This is a genomic window from Kitasatospora sp. NPDC090308 (assembly GCF_044769485.1).
Taxonomy (GTDB): Bacteria; Actinomycetota; Actinomycetes; order Streptomycetales; family Streptomycetaceae; genus Kitasatospora; species Kitasatospora fiedleri.
On sequence record NZ_JBIVXY010000014.1, the window covers coordinates 89,519 to 112,376 of the forward strand.

Below are 22,858 nucleotides of genomic sequence, written 5' to 3' on the forward strand. Positions count from 1 at the left end.
GGAAGTAGCGGGGAAGCGGCAGGGAAGCAGCAGGGCGAACGGCGGCGGCCCGGAGGAAACGTTCCTCCGGGCCGCCACCAGCGACGATGTGGGTCAGTGGATGATGCCGGTGCGCAGAGCCACCGCCACCATGCCGGCCCGGTCGCCGGTGCCCAGCTTGCGGGCGATGCGCGCCAGGTGGCTCTTCACCGTCAGTGCGGACAGGCCCATCGCCACGCCGATCGCCTTGTTCGACTGGCCCTCGGCGACCAGCCGCAGCACCTCCACCTCGCGGCCGGACAGCTCGCGGTACGCGGACGGCTGGGCGCCGGGCGCACCCGGAGCGCCGGGGGCGGCACCGGGCTGGCCGGGGGCGCCGTGGTGGCCGGGCGCACCGGGGTGGTGGTGGCCGGGGAGGCCGGGGCGGCGCATCCGGCCGGCCAGGCCGGCGCCGATCGGCAGGCCGGGGCGGCCGGGCATCGGCATGTTGGTCCGGGTGCCGGTCACCACGTAGCCCTTGACGCCGCCGGCCAGTGCCGAGCGGACCGCGCCGATGTCGTCGGCGGCGGACAGCGCCAGGCCGTTGGGCCAGCCCGCGGCGCGGGTCTCGGCGAGGACGGTCAGGCCGGAGCCGTCCGGCAGGTGCACGTCGGCGATGCAGATGTCGCGCGGGGTGGAGACCCGGGGCCGGGCCTCGGCGATCGAGGACACCTCGATGACGTCGCGGACACCGAGTGCCCATAGGTGCCGGGTCACCGTGTTCCGGACCCGGGGATCTGCGATGACCACCATGGCGGTGGGCTTGGTCGGGCGGTAGGCGACCACGCTTGCGGGGTGCTCGAGAAGGACCGACACCTGAGGCCTCCGGGGGGAGTGGCGGACGAACCCCGAGGGGGCGGTCGGAGCGTTCCGCGTCTGGAAAGGGTCACTGACACCTTCGGCATCAACCGTGCCCGGCTTTAGCGGGTGATCACGATCTGGTGAGTAACAATACGGACAAATCGTGCAGGTGACCGGTACGACATGCTTGGAAATCGCACACATTCGATCGGGAACGGCGACGCGACGATCGCAAACGTGCAGGTAATTGACCCGGAGTGGAGGGGAAGTCACACTCCGTCAGCCCTGCGGGTGGCGCCGCTCCCGGGACGCGGGCTTGTCCCCCTGAGGTGTCTGCCGGGATGTCTGCCGGGGTGCCTGCCGAGGCGTCCGTGCGACGCCGCCGGGCCGCCGCGCGGGGAGCCCGGACGCCTGACGGCCGGTCAGTGCGAGTTGCGCGGCCGGCGGCGGGCCGGCATCGGCACCACGCCGCCGAGCCCGCCCGGCCCGTCGGCCGCCAGCGGCGCGGGCGCGGACGGCGGCAGCCCCGCGCAGACGCACAGCAGGTCCGCCCAGGCGGCCAGGTGCCGCTCGAAGCGGCGGTCGGCCGGCGTCCAGGACGCCCGCAGCTCGATCTCGGTGGACGCGCCGCGCTCGGCCAGCGCGCCGAAGTACTGGGAGTGGCACCTGGTCACCGTGCCGGACGGCTCGGCGTACCCGGCGGCCTGCGCCTGCAGTGCGTCCAGCAGCCAGCTCCAGCCGACCTCGGACAGCAGCGGGTCGCCCGCCATCTCCGGCTCCAGGTCGGCCCGGGTCATGGTCACCACCCGGAAGTCGCCGTTCCACGCCTCCGGCGCGGCCGGGTCGTGCAGCAGCACCAGGGTGCCGTCCGCCAGCTCCTCGCCGTCCACCTCCACCGAGGCGGAGAGCGCGAAGGCGTGCGGGGCCAGCCGGCGGGGGGCGGGCTGCGGGGACAGCCGCACCTCGGGGCGCAGCCGCGCCCCGGTCAGCGCCTCGACCGCGTCGCGGAACTCGATCGGCGCCGACTCCCTGCCCGTTCCTCCACCCTGCGCGGATTGCCCGCCGACCGCTGCCATGACCGGAAGCCTAGGCGGCGCGGACCCGCAAGCCGAGCACTTTCGTGCCTCCGGCGTGCCGAAAACCCGGAAACCGGGCGGGCCGTGCGCACCGCCCCGGCGGCCACCGCCCGAGGTGTCCGTTTTGCCTGCCCGGGCGGTCCGTCCGGGCGGGGGCCCACCGGCCGCGTGCGAGGATGTGACCCGTGAGTGAGACCCCCGCAGCCCAGTCCGGTCAGCGGCCCCGCGGCGCCGCGTACGACTCCGTCTTCCTGCGCGCCGCCCGCAACGAGCCGGTGCCGCACACCCCCGTCTGGTTCATGCGGCAGGCCGGCCGCTCGCTGCCCGAGTACCTGAAGGTCCGCGAGGGCGTCCCGATGCTCGACGCCTGCATGCGGCCCGACCTGGTCAAGGAGATCACCCTCCAGCCGGTGCGCCGGCACAAGGTGGACGCGGCCATCTTCTTCTCCGACATCGTCGTCCCGCTCAAGGCGGTCGGCATCGACGTCGAGATCAAGGGCGGCGTCGGCCCGGTCATCGCCGACCCGATCCGCACCGCGGCCGACCTCCGGCGGCTGCGCCCGCTGGAGCCCGACGACATGCCCTACATCACCGAGGCGGTCGGCCTGCTGGTCGCCGAACTCGGCGCCACCCCGCTGATCGGCTTCGCCGGCGCCCCCTTCACGCTGGCCAGCTACCTGGTCGAGGGCGGGCCCTCGAAGTCGTACGAGAACACCAAGGCGATGATGTACGGCGCCCCCGAGGTGTGGGCCGAACTGGTCGACCGGCTCGCCCGGATCACCTCCGCCTTCCTGAAGATCCAGATCGAGGCCGGGGCCTCGGCGGTCCAGCTCTTCGACTCCTGGGCCGGCGCGCTCGCCCCCGACGAGTACCGCCGCTCGGTGCTGCCCGCCAGCACCAAGGTCTTCGACGCGGTCGAGCCCTACGGCGTCCCGCGGATCCACTTCGGCGTCAACACCGGCGAACTCCTCGGCCTGATGGGCCAGGCCGGCGCGGACATCGTCGGCGTCGACTGGCGCGTCCCGCTCGACGAGGCCGCCAACCGGGTCGGCCCCGGCAAGGGCCTGCAGGGCAACCTCGACCCCGCCGTCCTCTACGCCCCCACCCACGTGGTCGAGACCAAGGCCCGCGAGGTCCTGCACGCCGCCCAGGCCCTCGGCGGCAGCCACCACATCTTCAACCTCGGCCACGGCGTCATGCCCACCATGGACCCGGACGCCCTCACCCGCCTGGTCGCCTTCGTCCACGAGGCCAGCGCCCGCTGAGGCCCCCGGCCGGCTCCCCGCCGCCCGGGCGGGCGGGGACGGCCAGGACGCGGCGGCGGGTCTCCGCGTTCGAGCAGCCCCGGGCCGTCCCGCCCTCACCGCCCTCCCCACCGTGAACGCCGCCCGCCACCACGAGGGCGCCCACGCCGCGCTCTGCGGCGCTGGTGGCGGTGCCCCGCGCGGTCCTCGCCGCGGTCCGGGTGGCGAGGGCGTGCGGTGGAGCGGCTCTGACGGCCGGAGGCCGGGGAGCGGCGGGTCGTGGCCCGCCGCTCCCCGGCCTCCGTGGTGGTCCGGTGCTCCTCGGTTACTCCTCGCCGTCCGGGGTGTGCGTCGGACGGGGCGGGGCGGGCGGCATCGGGGCGTGCGGGGCGTGCGGGGCGTGCCGGACCGGGCCGCGGGGGGTCCGGGGGCGCTTGCGGAGCTGCCTGCGCAGCAGCCAGGCGAACGGGGCCAGGACCAGCAGGAAGGGGGCCAGGGCCGCCAGCACCATGAGCAGGGCGCGGACCAGGACCACCAGCGCGTGCCAGCCGCCGGCGAGGGCGTGGCCGACGGAGGCCCAGAAGCCGGTCTGCTTCTTCTCCGGTTCGACCCGGACGGCCTGGCGGGCCGTCACCAGGTCCAGGGTCACGGTGGAGAGCGAGGTGCGGGCGGCGAGCTGCTGCTGCTGGTGCTGGAGCGATTCGAGGTCGGACTCGCGGCGGGTCAGCTCGCTCTCCAGCGACACCACCTCGGCCAGGCTCTTCGCGTCCGCCATCAGCGCCCGCACCCGGTCCACGCTGGCCTGCATGGACTTGACCCGGCTGTCGGTGTCGGCGATCTGCGCGGTGAGGTCCTCGGCCTGGCTGCTGAGGCCGAGCCGGGTGCCGAGCCCGCCGAGCCCGTCCAGGGTGGCCTGGTAGGCCGCGGACGGGACCTTGAGCGTCAGCGTGGACTGCGTGCTGTCGCCCGTCCCGCCGCGCAGGTCCTCCCCGGCGACGTACCCGCCGGCCCGGGTGACCAGGTCGACGGCCTTGGCGCTCGCGTCGCCGACGTCCTCCACTCGGAGCGTCAGCTTCGCCTGGTAGGCGATCTGACGGTCCGCCGCGGCCGCGGTCGCCGCCGCCGTCCCGGCCGCGCCCCCGGCCCCGGCGGGGGCGTCGCCCTTGCCGGGGGTGGCCGCCGCCGCGCCCGGCGCCCGGGCGCCGCCCTTCGCGTCGGCGACGGCCGCCGAGCTCGACGCGTGGTCGCCGCCCGCGCTGCACCCGGCCAGCAGCAGCACCGCGGCCAGCGCCCCGACCGCGCCCGCTCTGCGTACCCGCAGGTCCATTCGGTTCCCTCCCCGTGTTCCGGGGCGGGCCGTCCGCCCGCCCCCACGAGACTGTGACGCGGCGGCCCCGGGAGCGGACCCGCACCGACGGTACCGGAACGATCACGCTGTGGACTCACCCCGGTCTCGGGGCGCTCCGGGGCCGATCCCGGCGATCCGGATAAGGGCTGGGAGACTGGTCGGCATGGCGAAACCTCACGTCGTGGTGATCGGTGGCGGGATCGCGGGCCTGGCCGCGGCGGCGTTCCTCGGGGACGCGGCGGTGCGGGTGACCGTGCTGGAGGCGTCCGGGCGCTTCGGCGGGAAACTGCGCGGCGGCGAGGTCGGCGGCGTCCGGGTCGACCTCGGTGCCGAGTCGGTGCTCGCCCGCCGCCCCGAGGCCGTCGAGCTGGCCCGCCGGGTCGGCCTCGGCGACCGGCTGGAGCCGCCCACCACCGCCAGGGCCGCGATCTGGACCAGGGAGGGCCTGCGCCCGCTGCCCGGCGGCCAACTCATGGGCGTCCCCGGCGACCTGGACGCGCTGGAGGCGTCCGGCGTGCTCACCCCCGAGGGCCTGGAGCGGGCCCGCCGGGAGCGGCCCGCCCCGCTCGGCGAGGACGCCCCGATCGGCCGCTACGTCGCCGACCGGCTCGGCCGCGAGGTGGTCGACCGGCTGGTCGAGCCGCTGCTCGGCGGCGTGTACGCCGGGCACGCCGACGAGATCTCGATCCGCGCCGCCGTCCCGCAGCTGCTGCAACTCGCCCACCAGCCGGGGTCGTTGACCGCCGCCATCCGCGAACTCAGCAGCCGCGCCACCGCCACCGGACCGGTCTTCCAGGGCCTGGACGGCGGGCTCGGCACCCTCCCCGAGGCGGTCGCCGCCCACGACCGGGCCCGCGGCGCCGACCTGCTCACCGGCCACCCCGTCGAGGCCCTGCGCCGCACCCCCGACGGCTGGCGGATCACCGCCGGCGGACGCGAACTCGCCGCCGACGCCGTGGTGCTGGCCGTCTCCGCCCCGCAGGCCGCCGCGCTGCTCGCCGCCGACGCCCCCGGCGCCGCCGCCGAACTCCGGCAGGTCGAGTACGCCTCGATGGCCCTGGTCACCCTGGCCTTCCGCCGCGCCGACCTGGCCGACAGCCCGCTCACCGGCAGCGGCTTCCTCGTCCCGCCGGTCGACCGGCGCAGCATCAAGGCGTCCACCTTCTCCAGCAACAAGTGGGGCTGGCTGGCCCGCTCCGCCCCCGACGCCTTCCTGCTGCGCACCTCGCTCGGCCGCCACCGCGAGGACGCCGCCCTGGACCTGGACGACGCCGAACTCGTCGCCCGCTCGCTCGCCGACCTGCGCACCGCCGTCGGCCTGCGCGCCACCCCGTACGACCACGCCGTCACCCGCTGGCGGGCCGGGCTCCCGCAGTACCCGGTCGGCCACCTCGACCGGGTCGCCCGGATCCGCGCCCGCCTCGACGCCCTGGGCGCGATCGCGGTCTGCGGCGCCGCGTACGACGGCGTCGGCGTCCCCGCCGTCATCGCCGGTGCCCGGCGCGCCGCCGAGCACCTCACCCCCGGCACCGGCGCCGCCCGCACGGAAGGGACAATGGGCTCATGACCGAAAGCACTGAGCAGCCCGTGAAGAAGAAGGCCCGCGACCTCAACCAGGTCATCCGCTACACCATGTGGTCGGTGTTCAAGCTCAAGGACGCCCTCCCCGAGGACCGCACCGGCCTCGCCGCGGAGGTCGACGCCCTCTTCGAGCAGCTCGCCGCCAAGGACGTCGTGGTCCGCGGCACCTACGACGTCTCCGCCCTGCGCGCCGACGCCGACCTGCTGGTCTGGTGGCACGCCGAGGACTCCGACGACCTCCAGGAGGCGTACAACCGCTTCCGCCGCACCGGGCTCGGCCGCCACCTGGAGCCGGTCTGGTCCAACATGGCGCTGCACCGCCCCGCCGAGTTCAACAAGTCGCACATCCCGGCGTTCCTCGCCGACGAGCGGCCCCGCGAGTACGTCTGCGTCTACCCCTTCGTCCGCTCCTACGAGTGGTACCTGCTCCCGGACGAGGAGCGCCGCGCGATGCTCGCCGAGCACGGCATGATGGCCCGCGGCTACCCCGACGTGCGCGCCAACACCGTCGCCTCCTTCGCCCTGGGCGACTACGAGTGGCTGCTGGCCTTCGAGGCCGACGAACTGCACCGCATCGTCGACCTGATGCGCGACCTGCGCCCCTCCCGGGCCCGCCTGCACGTCCGCGAGGAGGTCCCCTTCTTCACCGGCCGCCGCAAGCCGGTCGCCGACCTGCTGGCCGGCCTCTACTAGGCCCCGGCCGCACCCCGCCGCGCGCGGCCGGACCGGCCCCTGCCCCCCCGGGTCAGGAGCCGAGGGCCGCGCGCAGCCGCGGGTCCCGGACGGCGGCGGGGCCGGAGATGGCGACGGCGGTGAGCAGGTCGTCGTCGGTGGCGACGGTGTGGCGGCAGGGGAGGGCCCGCAGCAGGGTCTGGCCGGCGGGCGCGGCCCACGCGGTGTAGGCGTGGACGTCGACCCGGGCCATCAGCAGGGTCCCGCCGGTGAGGACCAGCGGGAGCGCGTACCAGGCCACCGCGGTGCGGGCGGCGGTGCCGTCGGGCGCGGTGAGCAGGACGGTCAGCAGCAGCATCGAGGCCGCCCCGAGCAGCGCGTAGCGGACCTGCCGGATCGCCCGCAGGGCGCGGTCGCGGACCACCGCCGGCGTCGCCAGCCCCGCCAGCGCCAGCCGGTCGCCGATGTCGCGGACGGTGGGGTGGGCGGCCAGCGCCTCCTTCAACTGGGCGGTGCGGCACTGGCCTTCGGGGCCGATCGCACCGATCAGGGCCCGTTCGAGGCGGCCCCGGCCCTGCGGGTCGACGACGGTGGTCCAACCGGTGTGCGCGAGGTGCAGCCGGCCCAGCGCGGCCATCCGGACCAGGGCCAGGTCTACCACCCGGGCGGGGCCCCCGGCCAGGTACGCGGTCTCGTAGAGGCCGACCCCGGAGGGCCGGTGCGCGGGGTGCGGGGCCCGCCCGGTGAGGGCGTCCGCGACCGCGGCGACCCGCACCAGGCGCAGGCACGAGAGCACCGCGGCGGCACAGGACGGGATCAGCAGCAACACCCACATGCCCTTCGTTCTAGTCCTGTGCGGGCCGGAAGCGGAACGGGTACCCGCGCCGCGATACCGAACTGTGACTCGGCGGGGCCTCAGGAACCACCGCACCCGCCCCCGCCGCAGCTGGACCCGCAGGAGCTGGACGACCCGCAGGAGTGCGAGGAGCCGCCGCAGGAGTGCGAGGACGAACTCCCGCAGGAGTGGTGCGAACCGCCCGAATGGCCGGACGACCCGCAGGACGAGCCGCTGGACGTCCCGCACCACGCCCCCGCACCGGCCCCGGCCCCCGCCCCGGCCGCGTACTCCGTGCCGCCGCCCGCCCGGCCGCGCCGCGAACCCCGCGCCGGTCGGGCGGGGGCGGCGGCGGTGCCGTCGAGCGCCTCGCGCAGCGCCCGGTGCGCGGAGCCGCTCAGCGCGGCGGTGCCGTCGAGGGCGAACGCGCCGACCAGCCGGGCGTGCTCCCGCTCCACCTCCCGGGGCCGCCAGGCGCTGCCGCCGCGCATCAGCTGCAACTGGCGCAGGCCGGCCGGGGTGATCCGGCTCCGCGGCGGGCGGTTGACGACCAGGGCGAGCACCGTGAACAGGACGAGCGGGAAGTACGGGACGAACGCCGGAGCGGCGGACTCCCAGGGCCCGTTCAGCCAGCGCACGGTGGAGACCGCGCCGAGCACCACCGCGACCAGCAGCGCCGGCAGCACCATCCGGTGGGCCCGCCGGGCGGCCCGCAGCGCGGCCGGGTTGCGCAGCAGGCCGCGGGCGGCGAGCCCGTCGCCGATCCGCTGCACCTCGGGGCTGCCCATCACGGAGGTGCGCAGCACGGACAGGTCGCGCCCGGCCCGGCCGCCCACGGCGGTGACCAGCACCCGCTCGACCGGGTCGGACGTCCGGTCGGAGGTGACGGTGACCCGGTGGGCCCGGGAGATCACCAACCGGCCCTCGCGCTCCATCCGGACCAGCGCGGTGTCGACCACCCGGGCGGGCCCGCCGGCCAGGAAGGCGGCGTCCAGCAGGGGCAGGCCGCGCCCGGGCAGCCCCCGTACGTCGGTGACCCGGCGGCTGCGCCGGTTGAAGACGGCGGAGACGGTGACGGCGCACGCGACGAGGGCGAACGCCAGGAAGAACCGGAAGTCCAACATCCCCCGTGGTTCCTTTCTGTGCGGTGCGGAGCGGTCAGGGGTGCGCCTTGGCGGTGCGGTCGCGGCGCGGCAGCAGGCGGCTCCACCGGGAGGCGGCGGGGCGCAGCAGGCGGCGCAGCGCGGGCTGCCAGTCGGCGGCGGCGGGGGCGCCGTCCAGGGCCCACTCGGCGAAGGCCCGGGCGTCGGCCCGGTAGCCGCCGGTGAGCGGGCGGACGGCGGCGTAGCGGTCGAACAGCGGGGCGAAGTCCGGGCCGAGCAGGTCGGGCAGCTCCGGCATCAGGTGGCCGACGGTCTCCCGGCGCTTGGCGAGCAGGCCGGCGGCCTGGACCCGCAGCTGCTCCGGGTCGAAGCCGGCCGGGGCCGGGCCGCCGGCCGTCAGGGCGGCCAGCAACTCCTCCTGGCGGTGCGCCAGTTCGACCCGGGCGAGGGCGAGTTCGGCGTCGGCGCGGTCGCGGATCAGGTATTCGTGGTGCTCAGACACGGGCGGCTTCCCTCCGGTGCAGGCGCTGGACGCGGCGGATGGCGTCGAGTTCGGCGGACAGTTCGGCGGGCGGCGGGTACGCGCCGTCCCGCTCCAGCAGCACCCCGGGCGGGTCGGCCCGCTCGCAGAGCGCGGCCAGCACCTCCAGCACGGGCGCGGTGACGGGGTGGGTGTGGGTGTCGTGCCAGACGCCGTCGCGCTCGACGCCGCCGGCCACGTGCACGTAGGCGAGGGCCTCCAGCGGCAGCCGGTCCAGTTCGGCGGCCGGGTCGACGCCCAGGTTGACCCGGTTGGTGTGCAGGTTGGCGACGTCCACCAGCAGGCGGACGCCGGTGCGCTCGACCAACTCGGCGAGGAACTGGGCCTCCGTCAACTCGTCGCCCGGCCAGGCCAGGTGGGCGGCGATGTTCTCCAGCGCCAGCGGCACCGGCAGCTCCCGCTGGGCGATCCGCACGTTGGCGGCCACCACCCGCAGCGCCGCCCGGGTGCGCGGCACCGGCAGCAGGTGCCCGGCCTCCAGGCCGCCCGCCCGGACGAACGCCAGGTGCTCGCTGACCAGCGGCGACCCGAGCGCCTCGGCGACGCCCGCCAGCCGGGCCAGCCGGGCCGGGTCCGGCTCGGCGGCGTCCCCCAGGCCGAGCGAGACGCCGTGCGGGACGACCGTGACGCCGCGGGAGCGCAACTCGGCCAGCGAGGGCGGCAGGTGCTCGGCGCAGACGTTCTCCGCGACCACCTCGACCCAGTCGAGGCCGTCCAGCCGCTCCACCGCGGTGTCGATCTCCGGGCGCCAGCCGATGCCGGTGCCCAATCGTGGAATACCGGACGAAGACATATTCCACCCCCTTTTCCGGCGGGCCTTTCGGAAGGCCCGGCTCCCCGTTGCCGAGGATGTATCCGCCGGGCACCGATGCCAAGCGGGACAACGGAAACTCAGAGCTGAACTTGAGGTTCGGCCGCACCGGCCGAACTTCCGCGCGGGTGGGGGGAAATTCGGCGGCGCACGGACGGACGACTGACTAACGTGACATGCCTATGACTTCCTCGCCGTACCGCATCCGCCCGTTCGCCTCCACCGACGCCGTCGGGGCCGCCGAAGCCTACCGGGCCGGCCGCCCGCACCTGGTCACCACTCCCGAAGTCACCGCCTGGCTGGCCGCCCTGCCGCACTACCACCTGCTGGTCGCCGAGCGGGGCGGCCGGGTCGTCGGCACCGCCCGGTTCGGCCCGGTGGCCGAGAGCGCCACCCCCCACCAGGGCTTCCTCAACGTCAGCGTGCTCCCCGAGCACCGCGGCGCGGGCATCGGCACCGCGCTGCTCACCGCCGCCGAACGGGAACTCGCCGCCCTCGGCACCCGGGACGCCCACGGCTGGGCCGACGACACCCCCGAGGCGCTCGGCTTCGCCGCCGCCCGCGGCTACCGGCGCGGCCGGGCCGGCCGCTTCTCCGGCCTCGACCTCACCGCCCCGCTGCCCGCGCTGCCGCCCACCCCGCCCGGCGTCGAACTGCGCACCGCCGCCGACTTCCTGGCCGACCCGTACCCGATCTACCTGGTCGACATCGACGGCACCCGCGCCGAGCCGGGCGACCTCGTCCTCGACGACCAGTCCTACGAGAGCTGGCTCGCCGAGATCTGGCAGCGCCCCGACCAGGAGCACGCCCTCACCGCGGTCGTCCTCGCCGACGGCGAGCCGGTCGCGTTCTCCGCCGCCCAGACCGACGGCCACCGCACCTACTGGTCCTCCTTCACCGCCACCCGCTCCACCCACCGCGGCCGCGGCCTGGCCAAACTCGCCAAGGCGCACTCCCTGCACCGCGCCAAGGCCCGCGGCCTCACCGCCGCGTACACCCAGAACGACGCGGACAACGCCCCGATGCTCGCCATCAACGACTGGTTCGGCTACCGCGCCTGCGCGACGGAGTGGAAGCACACCAAGGCGCTCGGGCGGTGACCGCGGCGCCCGGGGGCGCGGGCGCCGAGCGCCCCTAGGCGACGTCCACGCCGTGGTCGCGGGCCAGGCCGGCCAGGCCGTCCGACCAGCCCTGGCCGACCGCGCGCAGCTTCCAGCCGTCGGCCGGGTGCCGGTACACCTCGGCGACCAGCATCGCGGAGACCGCCGGGTCGGCCGGCGGCCGGAACAGCCAGCTGCCGTCGCCGGAGGAGAGCTCCACCACCGGGTCGACCAGGTCCGCGCAGCTGCCGTCGCCGTCCGCGTCCAGGTTGACCGAGACCGCCACCCGCCGCACCGCCGCCGGGAGCCGCCCGGTCCGGACGGTCGCGCTGCGCTCGTCCGGACGGAGCGTCACGGCGCCGCCCTCCGCCTCCGGTTGGTGGTAGAAGACGAAGTCCCCGTCGTGCCGGACCTTGCCGTCCGCGTCGAGCAGCAGCAGCGTCAGGTCGGCCTCCGCGCCGCCGGCCCGGAACACCACCCGCAGCTCCCCGTCGGGCAGCACCAGGTTCTGGCCCGGCACCAGTTCGGCGGCGGGGGCGGCGGTGCGCGGCACGGCGACGGCGGGGGCCGCGGGGGCCGGGCCCAGCCGGCCGGGGAGGCCGTGCTCGCGGAGCAGCGCGAGCAGCAGCGGGCCGTCCACCAGGGTGAGCGGTTTGTTCTCGGCGTGCTTGCGGGAGCCCGGGCCGAAGCCCGAAGTGGTCACCAGGATGCCCCGGTTGGCGCCCTGGTGGCGCATGGTGGACTCCAGGTCGCGCACCGCGCCCGGCGAGACGGTGTGCCGGTAGCGCTTGGCCTGGATGACGATCTTCCCGCCGGTGATCGGGTCCGGGTCCTCGGCCAGCACGTCCACGCCCTCGTCGCCGCTGCGCGCGGTGGTGCTGGTGCGCAGGCCCCGGCGGCGGAACAGCTCGGCGATCAACCGCTCGAACTCCAGCGGGTCCATGGCGAACAGGTCGGGCTCCTCGCCGGCCGCGGCGAAGGCGCTGGGGAGCTCCGGGACGGCCTCGCCCTTCTCCGGCCGGGCGGAGATCCGGCCGCCGAGCGCGTCGACCAGGCAGTCCAGCGGGGCGACCCGGTCCAGGGCCAGCGCCTCGAAAGCGGCGCGGTCGGCCTCCACGGTCAGCAGGCAGCGCTCGCCCTGCTGCCCGGTCGCCGGATCGGGGGCGACCACCACGCCGTTCAGGCCCACCGAGGCGAGCAGGCCGTCGGTGTCGGCCCGGAACACCTCGGCCAGCACCCGCAGCGCGCACTGCGCCAGCACCTCGCGGTAGAGCTCCCGGCGCTGCCCGGCGGGCCGGGCGACCTCGTCCTCGCGGTCCTCGGAGCGGACGTAGCGGTACCGGCCGACGCTTGGCACCACCTCGTACGGCGGCAGCTCCCAGCGCACCACCAACCGCCGGGTCGAGGCGTCCCAGGAGGTCTCGCCGTCGGCGGGGAAGCCGTCCGGCCAGTCCTCGCGCCAGTCGACCACCGCCTCGAAGTACTCGGCGACCGCCGCCGGCTCGCCCGCCCGCAGCCGCGCCGTCAGCTCGCCGGCCTGGGCGGACCGCCCGGCCAGCAGCCGGTGCCGCTCGGCCGCCCAGGCGTCGTACTGGGCGCGGTAGTCGGCGAGTTGGCGCTGCCGGTGCTGTTCGGCGGCCCAGGCGGCCTGCCAGTCGTACTCGAACCTGGCCCGGGCCTGCGCGGACTGCTCCTCCCACTGCCGGCGCGCCCCCGGCTGGTACGCCTGCGGGCCGGACGGGGGCGGCACCAGGTACCAGTCCTGGTCGGGCATCGGCACCGGCACGCCCAGCGGACCGGGGTCGAACGGCGGCACCGCGGGACGCCCGCCCCCGGCCAGCACGAAGCCGGGGCCGGCCAGCCCGGCCGCCAGCACCCCGCGCAACTCGGCGACCCGCCCGTCCAGTTCGGCGCTGCGCCGGGCGGCGTCCGACTCCCGCCCCTGCTGGTACGCCTTCACCGCCTCGCGCTCACCCCGGGCGGCCGCCCGCTGCGCCTCCCGCTGCGCCCGTTCGCTCTCGCGCTGCCGGGCGGCGGCCGCCTTGCGCTGGGCCTCCGCGCGGCGATGCTGCTCGCGCTGCGCCTCAGCCAGTACCGACCACACCCCGGAAGACCGCCGCCGTGCCACGCCCGCCCCACCCACGTCCAAGACCGTTCGGAAGAAGATCCAGTCTTCCACGCGGGCGGGCGGGCGCGGAGCCTACTCGGCGGGCTCGAACCGCAGCGAGATCGAGTTGATGCAGTACCGCTGGTCGGTCGGGGTGTCGTACCCCTCGCCCTCGAAGACGTGCCCCAGGTGGCTGCCGCACTTCTTGCAGCGCACCTCGACCCGGCGCATGCCGAGGCTGCTGTCCTCCAGGTACTCCACCGAGTCACCGGCCAGCGGCGAGTAGTACGACGGCCACCCGCAGTGGCTGTCGAACTTGGTCTCGCTGCTGAACAGCTCCGCGCCGCACGCCCGGCAGCTGTACACGCCGACCGTCCGGGTGTCGGTGTACTCGCCGACGAACGGCCGCTCGGTGCCGGCCTCGCGGAGCACGTGGTACTCCTCCGGAGTCAGCTCGGCGCGCCACTCGGCGTCGGACTTCTGGACCTCGTAGCTCACGGCACTCTCCAGCTCGGACGGGGACGTCAGACAGCAGGTGCAACGTCGGCCAGGGCGGCCAGAATTTCCGGGCCCAGGTTGGTGACGTCGCCCGCGCCCATGGTCAGCACCAGGTCGCCGGGGGCGGCCAGCGCGGCCAGCAGCGCGGGGGCGGCGGCGAAGTCGTGCTCGGCCCGGACGTCGGCGCCGGCCCGGCGGGCCGCGTCGATGATCAGCTCGGCGGTGACGCCGGGGATCGGGTCCTCGCGGGCCGGGTAGATGTCCAGCACCACCGAGGCGTCGGCCAGCGCCAGCGCCCCGCCCATCTCCTCGGCGAGCTGCTGGGTGCGGGAGAACAGGTGCGGCTGGAAGACCACCAGCACCCGGCCCGTGCCCGCCGCCTCCCGGATCGCCTCCAGGTCGGCGGCCATCTCGGTGGGGTGGTGCGCGTAGGAGTCGATCACCTGCACGCCGCGCGCCTCGCCCTTGAGCTGGAGCCGCCGCCGCACCCCGGTGTACGCGCCCAGCGCCTTCGCCAGCCCGTCGGCCGGGACGCCCAGCGCGATGCCCGCGGCCAGCGCCGCGACCGCGTTGTGCGCGTAGTGCCGGCCGGGCACCGAGACGGTGAAGGTCAGCGGCTCGCCGTCCAGCTCGACCGTCACCTCGCTGGTCATGCCGCGCGCCTCGACCTTCAGCACCCGCAGGTCGGCGTCCTCGGCGGCGCCGACCGTCACCACGTTCAGCCCGTCCCGCCCGGCCACCCGGCGGCTCAGCTCGCGGGCGCCCGCGTGGTCGGCGGAGACCACCAGGGTGCCGCCGGGCTGGATCCGGCCGACGAAGGTCTCGAAGGACTCGTAGATCTCCTCGATCGACGCGTAGTTGGCGTGGTGGTCCAGCTCCACGTTCAGCACGATCGCCACCTCGGGCGCGTACTTGTGGAAGCTGCGGTCGCTCTCGTCCGCCTCCGCGACGAAGATCTCGCCCGCCCCGTGGTGCGCGTTCGACCCCGGCGCGTCCAGGTCGCCGCCGATCGCGTACGAGGGCTCCAGGCCCAGCTCGCCCAGGCTGACCGCCAGCATCGAGGTGGTGGTGGTCTTGCCGTGGGTGCCCGCCACCGCGAGCGCCCGGCGACCGCCCATCAGCGCCGCCAGCGCGTCCGAGCGGTGCACCACCGGGACGCCGCGCTCCCGCGCGGCCACCAGCTCCGGGTTGTCGGCGCGGATCGCACTGGAGACCACCACGCTGCTGGTCCCGGCCGGGAGGTGCTCCGCCGCGTGCCCGACGAACACCGTCGCGCCCAGCTCGCGCAGCGCCCGCACGGTCTCCGACTCCTTCGCGTCGGACCCCGAGACGGTCGCGCCGCGCACCGCGAGGATCTTCGCCAGGCCGGACATGCCGGCGCCGCCGATGCCGATGAAGTGCGGGGCGTGCAGGTCGTGGGCGGCGTCGTTCAAGGCTGGCTCCGTACGGGCGTGAGGAGGTGGGATCGTCCCGTAGCTCCGTGGAACGTCTACGGGACTACGGGACGATTCTGCCCTAACCGGGAGGGCGGTCAGGCTTCGCTGGCGAACAGTTTGAGCACCGGGACGCCCACCTCGTGCCGGGCGCGGGAGGCCCAGTCCCGGTGGAAGAACTCCTCGACGAAGTGCGGCGAGGTCAGCACCAGCACCTCGTCGGCCCGGTTCTCCTCCACCACCTCGCGCAGCCGCACCAGCGGGTGCGCCTCGACCACCTCGCCGACCGCCTCCGCCCCGGCGCGCCGCAGGTGGCGCAGGCTGTGTTCGAGGGATTCGCCCGCGAGGGTCGGCGTCTCCTCCTCGCCCTCGTCGCGTTCGTGCACCGCCTTGTCCAGATGGCCGAGGGCCACGTCGTCCAGGGCACGCAGCAGCTCGTCCTGCTTGCCGCGGGGTTGCATCAGGACGACGAAGGAGACCTTCTCCTCGCCGTGGAGCGTGGTGACCAGCTCCACGTCGGCGTCGGAGAGCGCCTTTTCGATCATCAGTACGGTCTTGAACACGTGAGTCCCTTCGCTGGTGCGGGCCCCCGGGTCCGGCTCCCTGCTCCCCTCCTTCATAGTGCCCGGAGGAAGGATTCCTCACGCTGCACACGCGCCACACGGATCACATGATCCACATCGGTCAGGATGTGGCTCGGGTGCGGGCTGGGACGCTCGGGGAGCGGTCCGGATCGGTCGGCCGCAGATAGCGGGTGAAGAGGAAACCTTTCTCCTCGATCAATGACACCAGCCGCATCGGTCGGACGTCCGGGATTCCCGGCCCGTTCACGATCCTCGGTGAATCACCCGCCGTCACCAGGGGCGCCACCGACAGGCACAACTCGTCCAGCAGGCCGTCCGCCGCGAGCTGACCGAGCAGGCGGGGCCCGCCCTCCGTGAGCTGGCGGCGCCAGCCACGCTCCGTGAGCGCGGCCACCGCCCGGGGGAGGTCCACCGAGCCCGTTCCTGCGGTGATCACATCGGCTGCGGCGGCGACCTCGGCCAGCCGGTCGGCCGGCGCGTCGACGGTGGTGACCACCACCGTGGGCACCAGCGGCTCGGTGAACAGCGGCGCCGACAGGTCCAGCTCCAGGCTCCGCGACACCACCGCGATCACCGGCGCCGGCAGCTGGCCCGCGGCGGCCCGCCGCGCCGCGAAGCCGGCCCGGGCCCGGGCCGGCCGGTAGCCCTCCGCCCGCACCGTCTCGGCCCCCACCAGCACCACGTCGCACAGCGCCCGCAGCACCCCGAAGATCCGCTTGTCCGCCTCGCCGGACAGCCCCTCCGAGAGGCCGTCCAGCCGGGCCGCGCCGTCCAGCGAGGTGACCATGTTCGCCCGCAGCCACGCCCCCTCCGCCGGGTACGCGTACGCCTGCGCCAGCCACTCGGGGCTGCCGGGAGGGCCGGGGGTGTCGCCGATCAGTTGCCTCATGCTCCGAGTCTCTCAGCCGGAAGCGTTCGGCCGGAGAGCGCGCAACAGGGGCGCGGGGAACTGCGCGCTGCGGGAGGAGCGCGTCAGCGAGGCCGCGGCACGGTGCAGGCTCCCGTCCCGCGTCGCGATCTCGCGGTGCGTGCTCGGTCGGCCGCGCAGTTCCCCGCGCTTCTGCCTTCGCCCTGTCGCGCAGCGGTTCTCGTGGCGCGAGTACCCTGTTGTTCCGTGTCTGCTGCCTCGGAGTCCGATATTCACACCGCGATAGCCCTGACCGACCGGCGCCCGGTGGTGCCGGCCGAGCGGCTGGTCGCCGAGATGGTGCCGCCGCCGCGCTTCGCCGGGGTGAGCTTCGGCAGCTACCTGCCGGACTCCTCGCAGCCGAGCCAGTACGAGGCCGTCCAGATCCTGGAGTCCTTCGCCGCCGGGCTGAACAGCGCCGCCGAGCCGCCGAAGCGCGGCTGGTTCCGCCGTGCCGCCCCCGCGCCCACCGGGCCGGCCGGGATCTACCTGGACGGCGGGTACGGCGTGGGGAAGACGCACCTGCTGGCCTCGCTCTGGCACGCGGTGCCCGGCCCGAAGGCGTTCGGGACGTTCGTGGAGCTGACCAACCTGGTGGGCGCGCTGACCTTCCAGGGCGCGGTGCGGACGCTCAGCTCGCACCGGCTGCTCTGCATCGACGAGTTCGAACTGGACGACCCGGGCGACACCGTGCTGGTCTCGACCCTGCTGGGCCGGCTGGTGGAGAACGGCGTCAAGCTGTGCGCGACCTCGAACACGCTGCCGGAGAAGCTCGGCGAGGGCCGGTTCGCCGCCGCCGACTTCATGCGGGAGATCCAGGGCCTGTCCGCGCACTTCCGCCCGGTGCGGATCGACGGCCAGGACTACCGGCACCGCGGGCTGCCCGACGCCCCGCCGCCGTACACCGACGCCGAGGTGACCGCCCGCGCGGCCCGCACCCCGGGCGCGTCGCTGGACGACTTCGACGCGCTGCTGGAGCACCTGAAGGAGGTGCACCCCAGCCGGTACGGCGCGCTGCTGGACGAGGTGGGCGCGGTGTTCCTGCGCGGGGTGCGGCAGGTGGACGACCAGGCGACCGCGCTGCGGCTGGTGGTGCTGGCCGACCGGATGTACGACCGGGAGCTGCCGGTCACCGCCTCGGGCGTGCCGTTCGACCGGGTGTTCACCGAGGAGATGCTGCGCGGCGGCTACCGCAAGAAGTACCTGCGGGCGGTCTCCCGGCTGGTCGCGCTGGCCCGGGACTCCGCGAAGTAACCACCGCGTTGTCGGTGGCCGGTCGTACCGTGGAGGGCGTGCGTCCCATCACGAGTATCGAGCGGTCCGTGGCGCCCTTCGAGGTCGTCAGCCCCTACCAACCCAACGGTGACCAGCCGGCGGCCATCGCCGAGCTGGAGCGCCGCGTCCGCGCCGGCGAGAAGGACGTCGTCCTGCTCGGCGCGACCGGCACCGGCAAGTCGGCCACCACCGCCTGGATGATCGAGAAGCTGCAGCGCCCCACCCTGGTGATGGCGCCGAACAAGACGCTGGCCGCCCAGCTGGCGAACGAGTTCCGCGAGCTGCTGCCGAACAACGCGGTCGAGTACTTCGTCTCGTACTACGACTACTACCAGCCCGAGGCGTACGTCCCGCAGACGGACACCTACATCGAGAAGGACTCCTCGATCAACGAGGAGGTCGAGCGGCTGCGCCACTCCGCCACCAACAGCCTGCTCACCCGGCGGGACGTGATCGTGGTCGCGTCCGTCTCCTGCATCTACGGCCTCGGCACCCCGCAGGAGTACGTCGACCGGATGGTCCGCCTGAAGGTCGGCGAGGAGGTCGACCGGGACGCCCTGCTGCGCCGCTTCGTCGACATCCAGTACACCCGCAACGACCTGGCGTTCACCCGCGGCACCTTCCGGGTCCGCGGCGACACGGTCGAGATCTTCCCGGTCTACGAGGAGCTCGCCGTCCGGATCGAGATGTTCGGCGACGAGATCGAGGCGCTGTACACGCTGCACCCGCTGACCGGCGAGGTGATCAGCCAGGACGACTCGGTCTACGTCTTCCCCGCCTCGCACTACGTGGCCGGCCCGGAGCGGATGGAGCGGGCGATCGGCGGCATCGAGGCCGAGCTGGAGCGGACGCTGGCCCGGATGGAGAAGCAGGGCAAGCTGCTGGAGGCCCAGCGGCTGCGGATGCGCACCACCTACGACATCGAGATGCTCCGCCAGATCGGCACCTGCTCGGGCGTGGAGAACTACTCGATGCACTTCGACGGCCGCGAGCCCGGCTCCCCGCCGAACACGCTGCTCGACTACTTCCCGGAGGACTTCCTCCTGGTCATCGACGAGTCGCACGTCACCGTCCCGCAGATCGGCGCGATGTACGAGGGCGACGCCTCGCGCAAGCGCACCCTGGTCGAGCACGGCTTCCGGCTGCCCTCGGCGATGGACAACCGGCCGCTGAAGTGGGAGGAGTTCCAGCAGCGGATCGGCCAGACCGTCTACCTGTCGGCCACCCCGGGCAAGTACGAGCTGGCCCGCGGCGACGGCCAGGTCGAGCAGATCATCCGCCCGACCGGCCTGATCGACCCCGAGGTGATCGTCAAGCCGACCGAGGGCCAGATCGACGACCTGGTGCACGAGATCCGGCAGCGGGTGGAGAAGGACGAGCGCGTCCTGGTCACCACGCTCACCAAGAAGATGGCCGAGGACCTTACCGACTACTTCCTCGGCCTCGACATCCGGGTCCGCTACCTGCACAGCGACGTCGACACGCTGCGCCGGATCGAGCTGCTGCGCGAGCTGCGGGCCGGCGAGTACGACGTGCTGGTCGGCATCAACCTGCTCCGCGAGGGACTCGACCTGCCCGAGGTCTCGCTGGTTGCGATCCTGGACGCGGACAAGGAGGGCTTCCTGCGCTCCGGCACCTCGCTGATCCAGACCATCGGCCGCGCCGCGCGCAACGTCTCCGGCCAGGTGCACATGTACGCCGACAAGATCACCCCGGCGATGGAGCTGGCGATCAGCGAGACCAACCGCCGGCGCGCCGTCCAGCAGGCGTACAACGAGGAGCACGGGATCGACCCGCAGCCGCTGCGGAAGAAGATCGGCGACCTGCTCTCCACCATGGCCGGGGAGGACGTCGACACCGAGGAGCTGCTCGCCACCGGCTACCGGCAGCAGGGCAAGGGCAAGGCGCCGGTCCCGGCGCTGGGCATCGAGCGCAAGCCCGCCAAGAGCCTGCCCGCGGCCGAACTCGCCGAGCTGATCCAGGGCATGACCGACCGGATGCACACCGCCGCGGCCGAGCTGCAGTTCGAGGTGGCGGCCCGGCTGCGCGACGAGGTCAAGGAGCTCAAGCGCGAGCTACGCCAGATGCGCGAGGCGGGAATGGCCTGATCCGGCGTCACCCGCGGCCGGACGGGGGCGATTCCCCGTCCGGCGGGTGCCGTTGTGTCGTAGTTTGGCCACAGCCCGACCCTTCGGCGCCGCACCGGCGGTGCAACGGCGGTGCGTCGGCGTAGGGTGGGGCGCGGTCTGCCCGGGGCCGGGATGTTCCGGGTACGGCCGGAGGTGCGACAGGACGCCGGGCGGGGCCCGGAGGAAGCAGAGGTCGGCAGCGTGTCCGTGAACCTGGCCAAGGGCCAGAGCGTGAGCCTGTTGAAGTCCACCGGTGAGACCCTGTCCGTGGTCCGGATGGGCCTCGGGTGGAAGTCCGCCCCCGGCAAGCGCGGCTTCTTCAGCCGCCGCCCCAAGGAGATCGACCTCGACGCGTCCGCCCTGCTGTACGACGGCAAGGCGATGAGCGACGTGGTGTTCTTCTCCCACCTGGTCAGCAACGAGGGCTCGGTCCGGCACACCGGCGACAACCTGGTCGGCGGGGTCGGGGCGGGCGGCGACGACGAGAGCATCCTGGTCGACCTGACCAAGGTGCCCCAGCGGGTCACCCAGATCGTCTTCACCGTCAGCTCGTACAGCGGCCAGAACTTCATGGAGGTGCAGAACGCGCACTGCCGGCTGGTCGACGAGACCACCGGCAAGGAGCTGGCCCGCTACGAGCTGACCGGCGGCGGCCCGCACACCGGGCAGATCATGGCCAAGGTCGAGCGGGACGGCGAGAGCGGCTGGAGGATGACCGCCATCGGCGCCCCGGCCAGCGGCCGCACCTTCCGGGACATGCTGCCCTTCATCGAGCCGTTCCTCTGACCCTTCGACAGCGGGGCTTCTTTACCTTCTTTACCTTTCCTTGGGCTTCCTGTTAACCTTCTGGGAGCGGAGGGGAGTATTCCCCGTTCAGCGACCCCGTCATCACGGGCGCCCATCGCGGCGCCCCGGGGCGCTGGCCGTGCGGCACCCGCCGGGAGCGGGCCGCGCGGCGGAAGAGACCTCCGGCAGTGACGAGTGTTCGCCTATCTGCCGGAGGAGCAGACATGGACGTATCCGCGGGCCTGTGGGCCGGCACCATCGCGGTGCTGATCGCCCTGATCGTGGCCGACTTCTTCATCGGCGGCCGCAAGCCGCACGAGGTCTCCGTGAGGGAGGCCGGCATCTGGACGGCGGTCTGGGTGGCCCTGGCCGGGCTGTTCGGCGGCTTCCTCTGGTGGTACGGCGGCGGGAAGCCGTCCGGCGAGTTCTTCGCCGGCTACATCACCGAGAAGTCGCTCAGCGTCGACAACCTGTTCGTGTTCATCCTGATCATGGGCAAGTTCGCGGTGCCCAGGATCTACCAGCAGCGGGTGCTGATGTTCGGCGTGATCATCGCCCTGGTGCTGCGGGCGGTCTTCATCGCCGGCGGCGCGGCGGTGGTGTCGAACTTCTCCTGGGTGTTCTACCTCTTCGGCGCCTTCCTGGTCTGGACGGCCTGGAAGCTGATCAAGGAGGCCCGGGCCGACGAGGAGGAGGAGGAGTTCGAGGAGAACCGCCTGCTCAAGTCGATCGAGCGACGCTTCCCGTCCACCGACCGCTACCACGGCACCAAGCTGCTGATCCGGGAGAACGGCCGCCGGCTGATGACCCCGATGCTGATCGTGATGCTGGCGATCGGCACCACCGACGTGCTGTTCGCCCTGGACTCGATCCCGGCCATCTTCGGCCTCACCCAGGACCCGTACATCGTCTTCACGGCCAACGCCTTCGCGCTGATGGGCCTGCGCCAGCTGTACTTCCTGATCGGCGGCCTGCTGAAGAAGCTGGTCCACCTCTCCTACGGCCTGTCGGTGATCCTCGGCTTCATCGGCGTCAAGCTGGTGCTGCACGCGCTGCACGAGAGCGGCGTGCACGTCCCGGAGATCAGCATCCCGGTCTCGCTGGGCTTCATCGTGCTGACCCTGGCGGTCACCACCGTGACCAGCCTGGTCGCCGCGCGGAAGCAGCAGCGGGCCGAGCGGGCCGAGGAGCCCGCGAAGATCGACGCCTGATCCGGCCCGCGGCCCTGATCCGGTCGTGCCCGCCCGGGGCCCCGCCGCACTGCTGCGGCGGGGCCCCGGGCCGTCGTGCTCACCAGCCGCGCTCGCGCCACTCCGGCAGGTGCGGGCGCTCGGCGCCCAGGGTGGTGTCGTCGCCGTGGCCCGGGTAGACCCAGGTCTCGTCCGGGAGCCGGTCGAAGACCTTCTCGTTGACGTCCCGGAAGAGCGAGTCGAAGGCGGCCGGGTCGCCCCAGGTGTTGCCCACGCCGCCCGGGAACAGGCAGTCGCCGGTGAACAGGTGGGGGTGGCCCTGCGGGTCGTCGTAGAGCAGCACGATCGCGCCGGGGGTGTGGCCCACCAGGTGGCGGACGGTCAGCTCGATCTGCCCGAAGCGGACCACCGAGCCGTCCTCCAACGGGAGGTCGGTGGGCACGTCGATGCCCTCGGCGTCGATCCGCCCGGCCATGGTGCGGGCCCCGGTGACGGCGACCACCTCGGCCAGCGCGCCCCAGTGGTCGCGGTGCCGGTGGGTGGTGACCACCGCGGCCAGCCGGGGGCCGACGGTCTCCAGCAGCACCGGCGCGTCGGCGGCGGCGTCGATCAGCAGCTGCTCGTCGGTGGCCCGGCAGCGCAGCAGGTACGCGTTGTTGTCGTGCGGTCCGACCGCGACCTTGGTGATGATCAGGTGGGCCAGCTCCCGGACGTCCGGTGCCCCGCCGACCTTCACCGCTCCGTGGTACGTCATCACGCCGCTCCTCGCTCGCCGCCGGGCTGTTCCGCCGATTCCGTCAATTCCGTCCACTCGCAGCC

General features: G+C 74.2%; 19 protein-coding genes and 1 pseudogene. 8 read left to right on the forward strand and 12 right to left on the reverse strand.

Annotated features, from left to right (window positions below; all coding sequences use genetic code 11):
• Nucleotides 1-93 precede the first annotated feature (93 nt).
• Nucleotides 94-834: a response regulator transcription factor gene (locus tag ACIQVD_RS26890; protein WP_100840286.1), complete on the reverse strand. Its 741-nt coding sequence runs from the start codon at nt 832-834 to the stop codon at nt 94-96.
• A 407-nt stretch (nt 835-1,241) separates the two neighbouring features.
• Nucleotides 1,242-1,895 (reverse strand): DUF3000 domain-containing protein, encoded by a 654-nt coding sequence (locus ACIQVD_RS26895; protein WP_100840285.1) that lies wholly within the window; start codon nt 1,893-1,895, stop codon nt 1,242-1,244.
• Nucleotides 1,896-2,080: 185 nt separating this feature from the next.
• On the opposite strand from ACIQVD_RS26895, the gene hemE reads away from it, so the two are divergent.
• A complete protein-coding gene (gene hemE / locus ACIQVD_RS26900) occupies nt 2,081-3,160 on the forward strand; it encodes a uroporphyrinogen decarboxylase (protein WP_402291964.1) in 1,080 nt (359 codons plus the stop codon).
• 304 nt (nt 3,161-3,464) lie between these two features.
• Here the strand turns inward: hemE and ACIQVD_RS26905 are convergent, their stop codons facing one another.
• The gene (locus ACIQVD_RS26905; protein ID WP_402291965.1) at nt 3,465-4,466 is read right to left on the reverse strand and encodes a DUF4349 domain-containing protein; all 1,002 of its coding nucleotides are present in this window, start codon (nt 4,464-4,466) and stop codon (nt 3,465-3,467) included.
• Between the two features lie 184 nt (nt 4,467-4,650).
• Between ACIQVD_RS26905 and hemG the strand changes: the two genes are divergently transcribed.
• Together hemG and hemQ are read left to right on the forward strand one after the other, a co-directional pair.
• Nucleotides 4,651-6,054: a protoporphyrinogen oxidase gene (hemG, locus tag ACIQVD_RS26910; protein ID WP_402291966.1), complete on the forward strand. Its 1,404-nt coding sequence runs from the start codon at nt 4,651-4,653 to the stop codon at nt 6,052-6,054.
• A complete protein-coding gene (hemQ, locus tag ACIQVD_RS26915) occupies nt 6,051-6,761 on the forward strand; it encodes a hydrogen peroxide-dependent heme synthase (protein ID WP_100840281.1) in 711 nt (236 codons plus the stop codon). Before hemG ends, hemQ begins: the two co-directional genes overlap by 4 nt.
• A 52-nt stretch (nt 6,762-6,813) precedes the next feature.
• Here hemQ and ACIQVD_RS26920 read toward each other — a convergent pair whose 3' ends face one another.
• From ACIQVD_RS26920 to ACIQVD_RS26930, 3 genes and pseudogenes are all read right to left on the reverse strand, one after another.
• The gene (locus ACIQVD_RS26920; RefSeq protein WP_402291967.1) at nt 6,814-7,575 is read right to left on the reverse strand and encodes a TIGR04222 domain-containing membrane protein; all 762 of its coding nucleotides are present in this window, start codon (nt 7,573-7,575) and stop codon (nt 6,814-6,816) included.
• A gap of 80 nt (nt 7,576-7,655) precedes the next feature.
• On the reverse strand, nt 7,656-8,699 hold the full coding sequence (locus ACIQVD_RS26925; protein ID WP_400692310.1) for a TIGR04222 domain-containing membrane protein: 1,044 nt from the start codon (nt 8,697-8,699) through the stop codon (nt 7,656-7,658).
• A gap of 34 nt (nt 8,700-8,733) precedes the next feature.
• Nucleotides 8,734-10,012 (reverse strand): annotated as a pseudogene (locus ACIQVD_RS26930) (DUF692 domain-containing protein).
• 200 nt (nt 10,013-10,212) lie between these two features.
• Between ACIQVD_RS26930 and ACIQVD_RS26935 the strand changes: the two are divergent.
• Complete coding sequence (locus ACIQVD_RS26935) at nt 10,213-11,130, forward strand: GNAT family N-acetyltransferase (protein ID WP_400692307.1); 918 nt, start codon at nt 10,213-10,215, stop codon at nt 11,128-11,130.
• Nucleotides 11,131-11,164: 34 nt separating this feature from the next.
• Here the strand turns inward: ACIQVD_RS26935 and ACIQVD_RS26940 are convergent, their stop codons facing one another.
• The 5 genes from ACIQVD_RS26940 to ACIQVD_RS26960 all read right to left on the reverse strand — a co-directional run bounded on the left by ACIQVD_RS26940 (nt 11,165) and on the right by ACIQVD_RS26960 (nt 16,641).
• On the reverse strand, nt 11,165-13,234 hold the full coding sequence (locus ACIQVD_RS26940; RefSeq protein ID WP_402291968.1) for a restriction endonuclease: 2,070 nt from the start codon (nt 13,232-13,234) through the stop codon (nt 11,165-11,167).
• 96 nt (nt 13,235-13,330) lie between these two features.
• Complete coding sequence (msrB, locus tag ACIQVD_RS26945; RefSeq protein WP_400689807.1) at nt 13,331-13,735, reverse strand: peptide-methionine (R)-S-oxide reductase MsrB; 405 nt, start codon at nt 13,733-13,735, stop codon at nt 13,331-13,333.
• 26 nt (nt 13,736-13,761) lie between these two features.
• Nucleotides 13,762-15,168: a UDP-N-acetylmuramate--L-alanine ligase gene (gene murC / locus ACIQVD_RS26950; protein ID WP_402291969.1), complete on the reverse strand. Its 1,407-nt coding sequence runs from the start codon at nt 15,166-15,168 to the stop codon at nt 13,762-13,764.
• Between the two features lie 98 nt (nt 15,169-15,266).
• On the reverse strand, nt 15,267-15,731 hold the full coding sequence (locus tag ACIQVD_RS26955; protein WP_100840273.1) for an indole-3-glycerol phosphate synthase: 465 nt from the start codon (nt 15,729-15,731) through the stop codon (nt 15,267-15,269).
• Between the two features lie 121 nt (nt 15,732-15,852).
• Complete coding sequence (locus ACIQVD_RS26960) at nt 15,853-16,641, reverse strand: pyrimidine reductase family protein (RefSeq protein WP_400689814.1); 789 nt, start codon at nt 16,639-16,641, stop codon at nt 15,853-15,855.
• Between the two features lie 225 nt (nt 16,642-16,866).
• Between ACIQVD_RS26960 and zapE the strand changes: the two genes are divergently transcribed.
• From zapE to ACIQVD_RS26980, 4 genes are all read left to right on the forward strand, one after another.
• Nucleotides 16,867-17,913 (forward strand): cell division protein ZapE, encoded by a 1,047-nt coding sequence (zapE, locus tag ACIQVD_RS26965; protein WP_402291970.1) that lies wholly within the window; start codon nt 16,867-16,869, stop codon nt 17,911-17,913.
• A 38-nt stretch (nt 17,914-17,951) separates the two neighbouring features.
• Entirely contained in the window at nt 17,952-20,042 is a 2,091-nt protein-coding gene (gene uvrB, locus ACIQVD_RS26970; protein ID WP_402291971.1) for an excinuclease ABC subunit UvrB, read from the forward strand.
• Nucleotides 20,043-20,264: 222 nt separating this feature from the next.
• Complete coding sequence (locus tag ACIQVD_RS26975; RefSeq protein WP_400689820.1) at nt 20,265-20,849, forward strand: TerD family protein; 585 nt, start codon at nt 20,265-20,267, stop codon at nt 20,847-20,849.
• Between the two features lie 224 nt (nt 20,850-21,073).
• Nucleotides 21,074-22,060 carry a TerC family protein gene (locus ACIQVD_RS26980; protein ID WP_402291972.1) on the forward strand — a complete coding sequence of 329 codons (987 nt, stop codon included), beginning with the start codon at nt 21,074-21,076 and terminating at the stop codon, nt 22,058-22,060.
• Between the two features lie 79 nt (nt 22,061-22,139).
• On the opposite strand, the gene ACIQVD_RS26985 is transcribed toward ACIQVD_RS26980, so the two are convergent.
• Nucleotides 22,140-22,793, reverse strand: a complete 654-nt coding sequence (locus tag ACIQVD_RS26985) for an MBL fold metallo-hydrolase (RefSeq protein WP_400689826.1) — start codon at nt 22,791-22,793, stop codon at nt 22,140-22,142.
• Nucleotides 22,794-22,858: the final 65 nt, after the last annotated feature.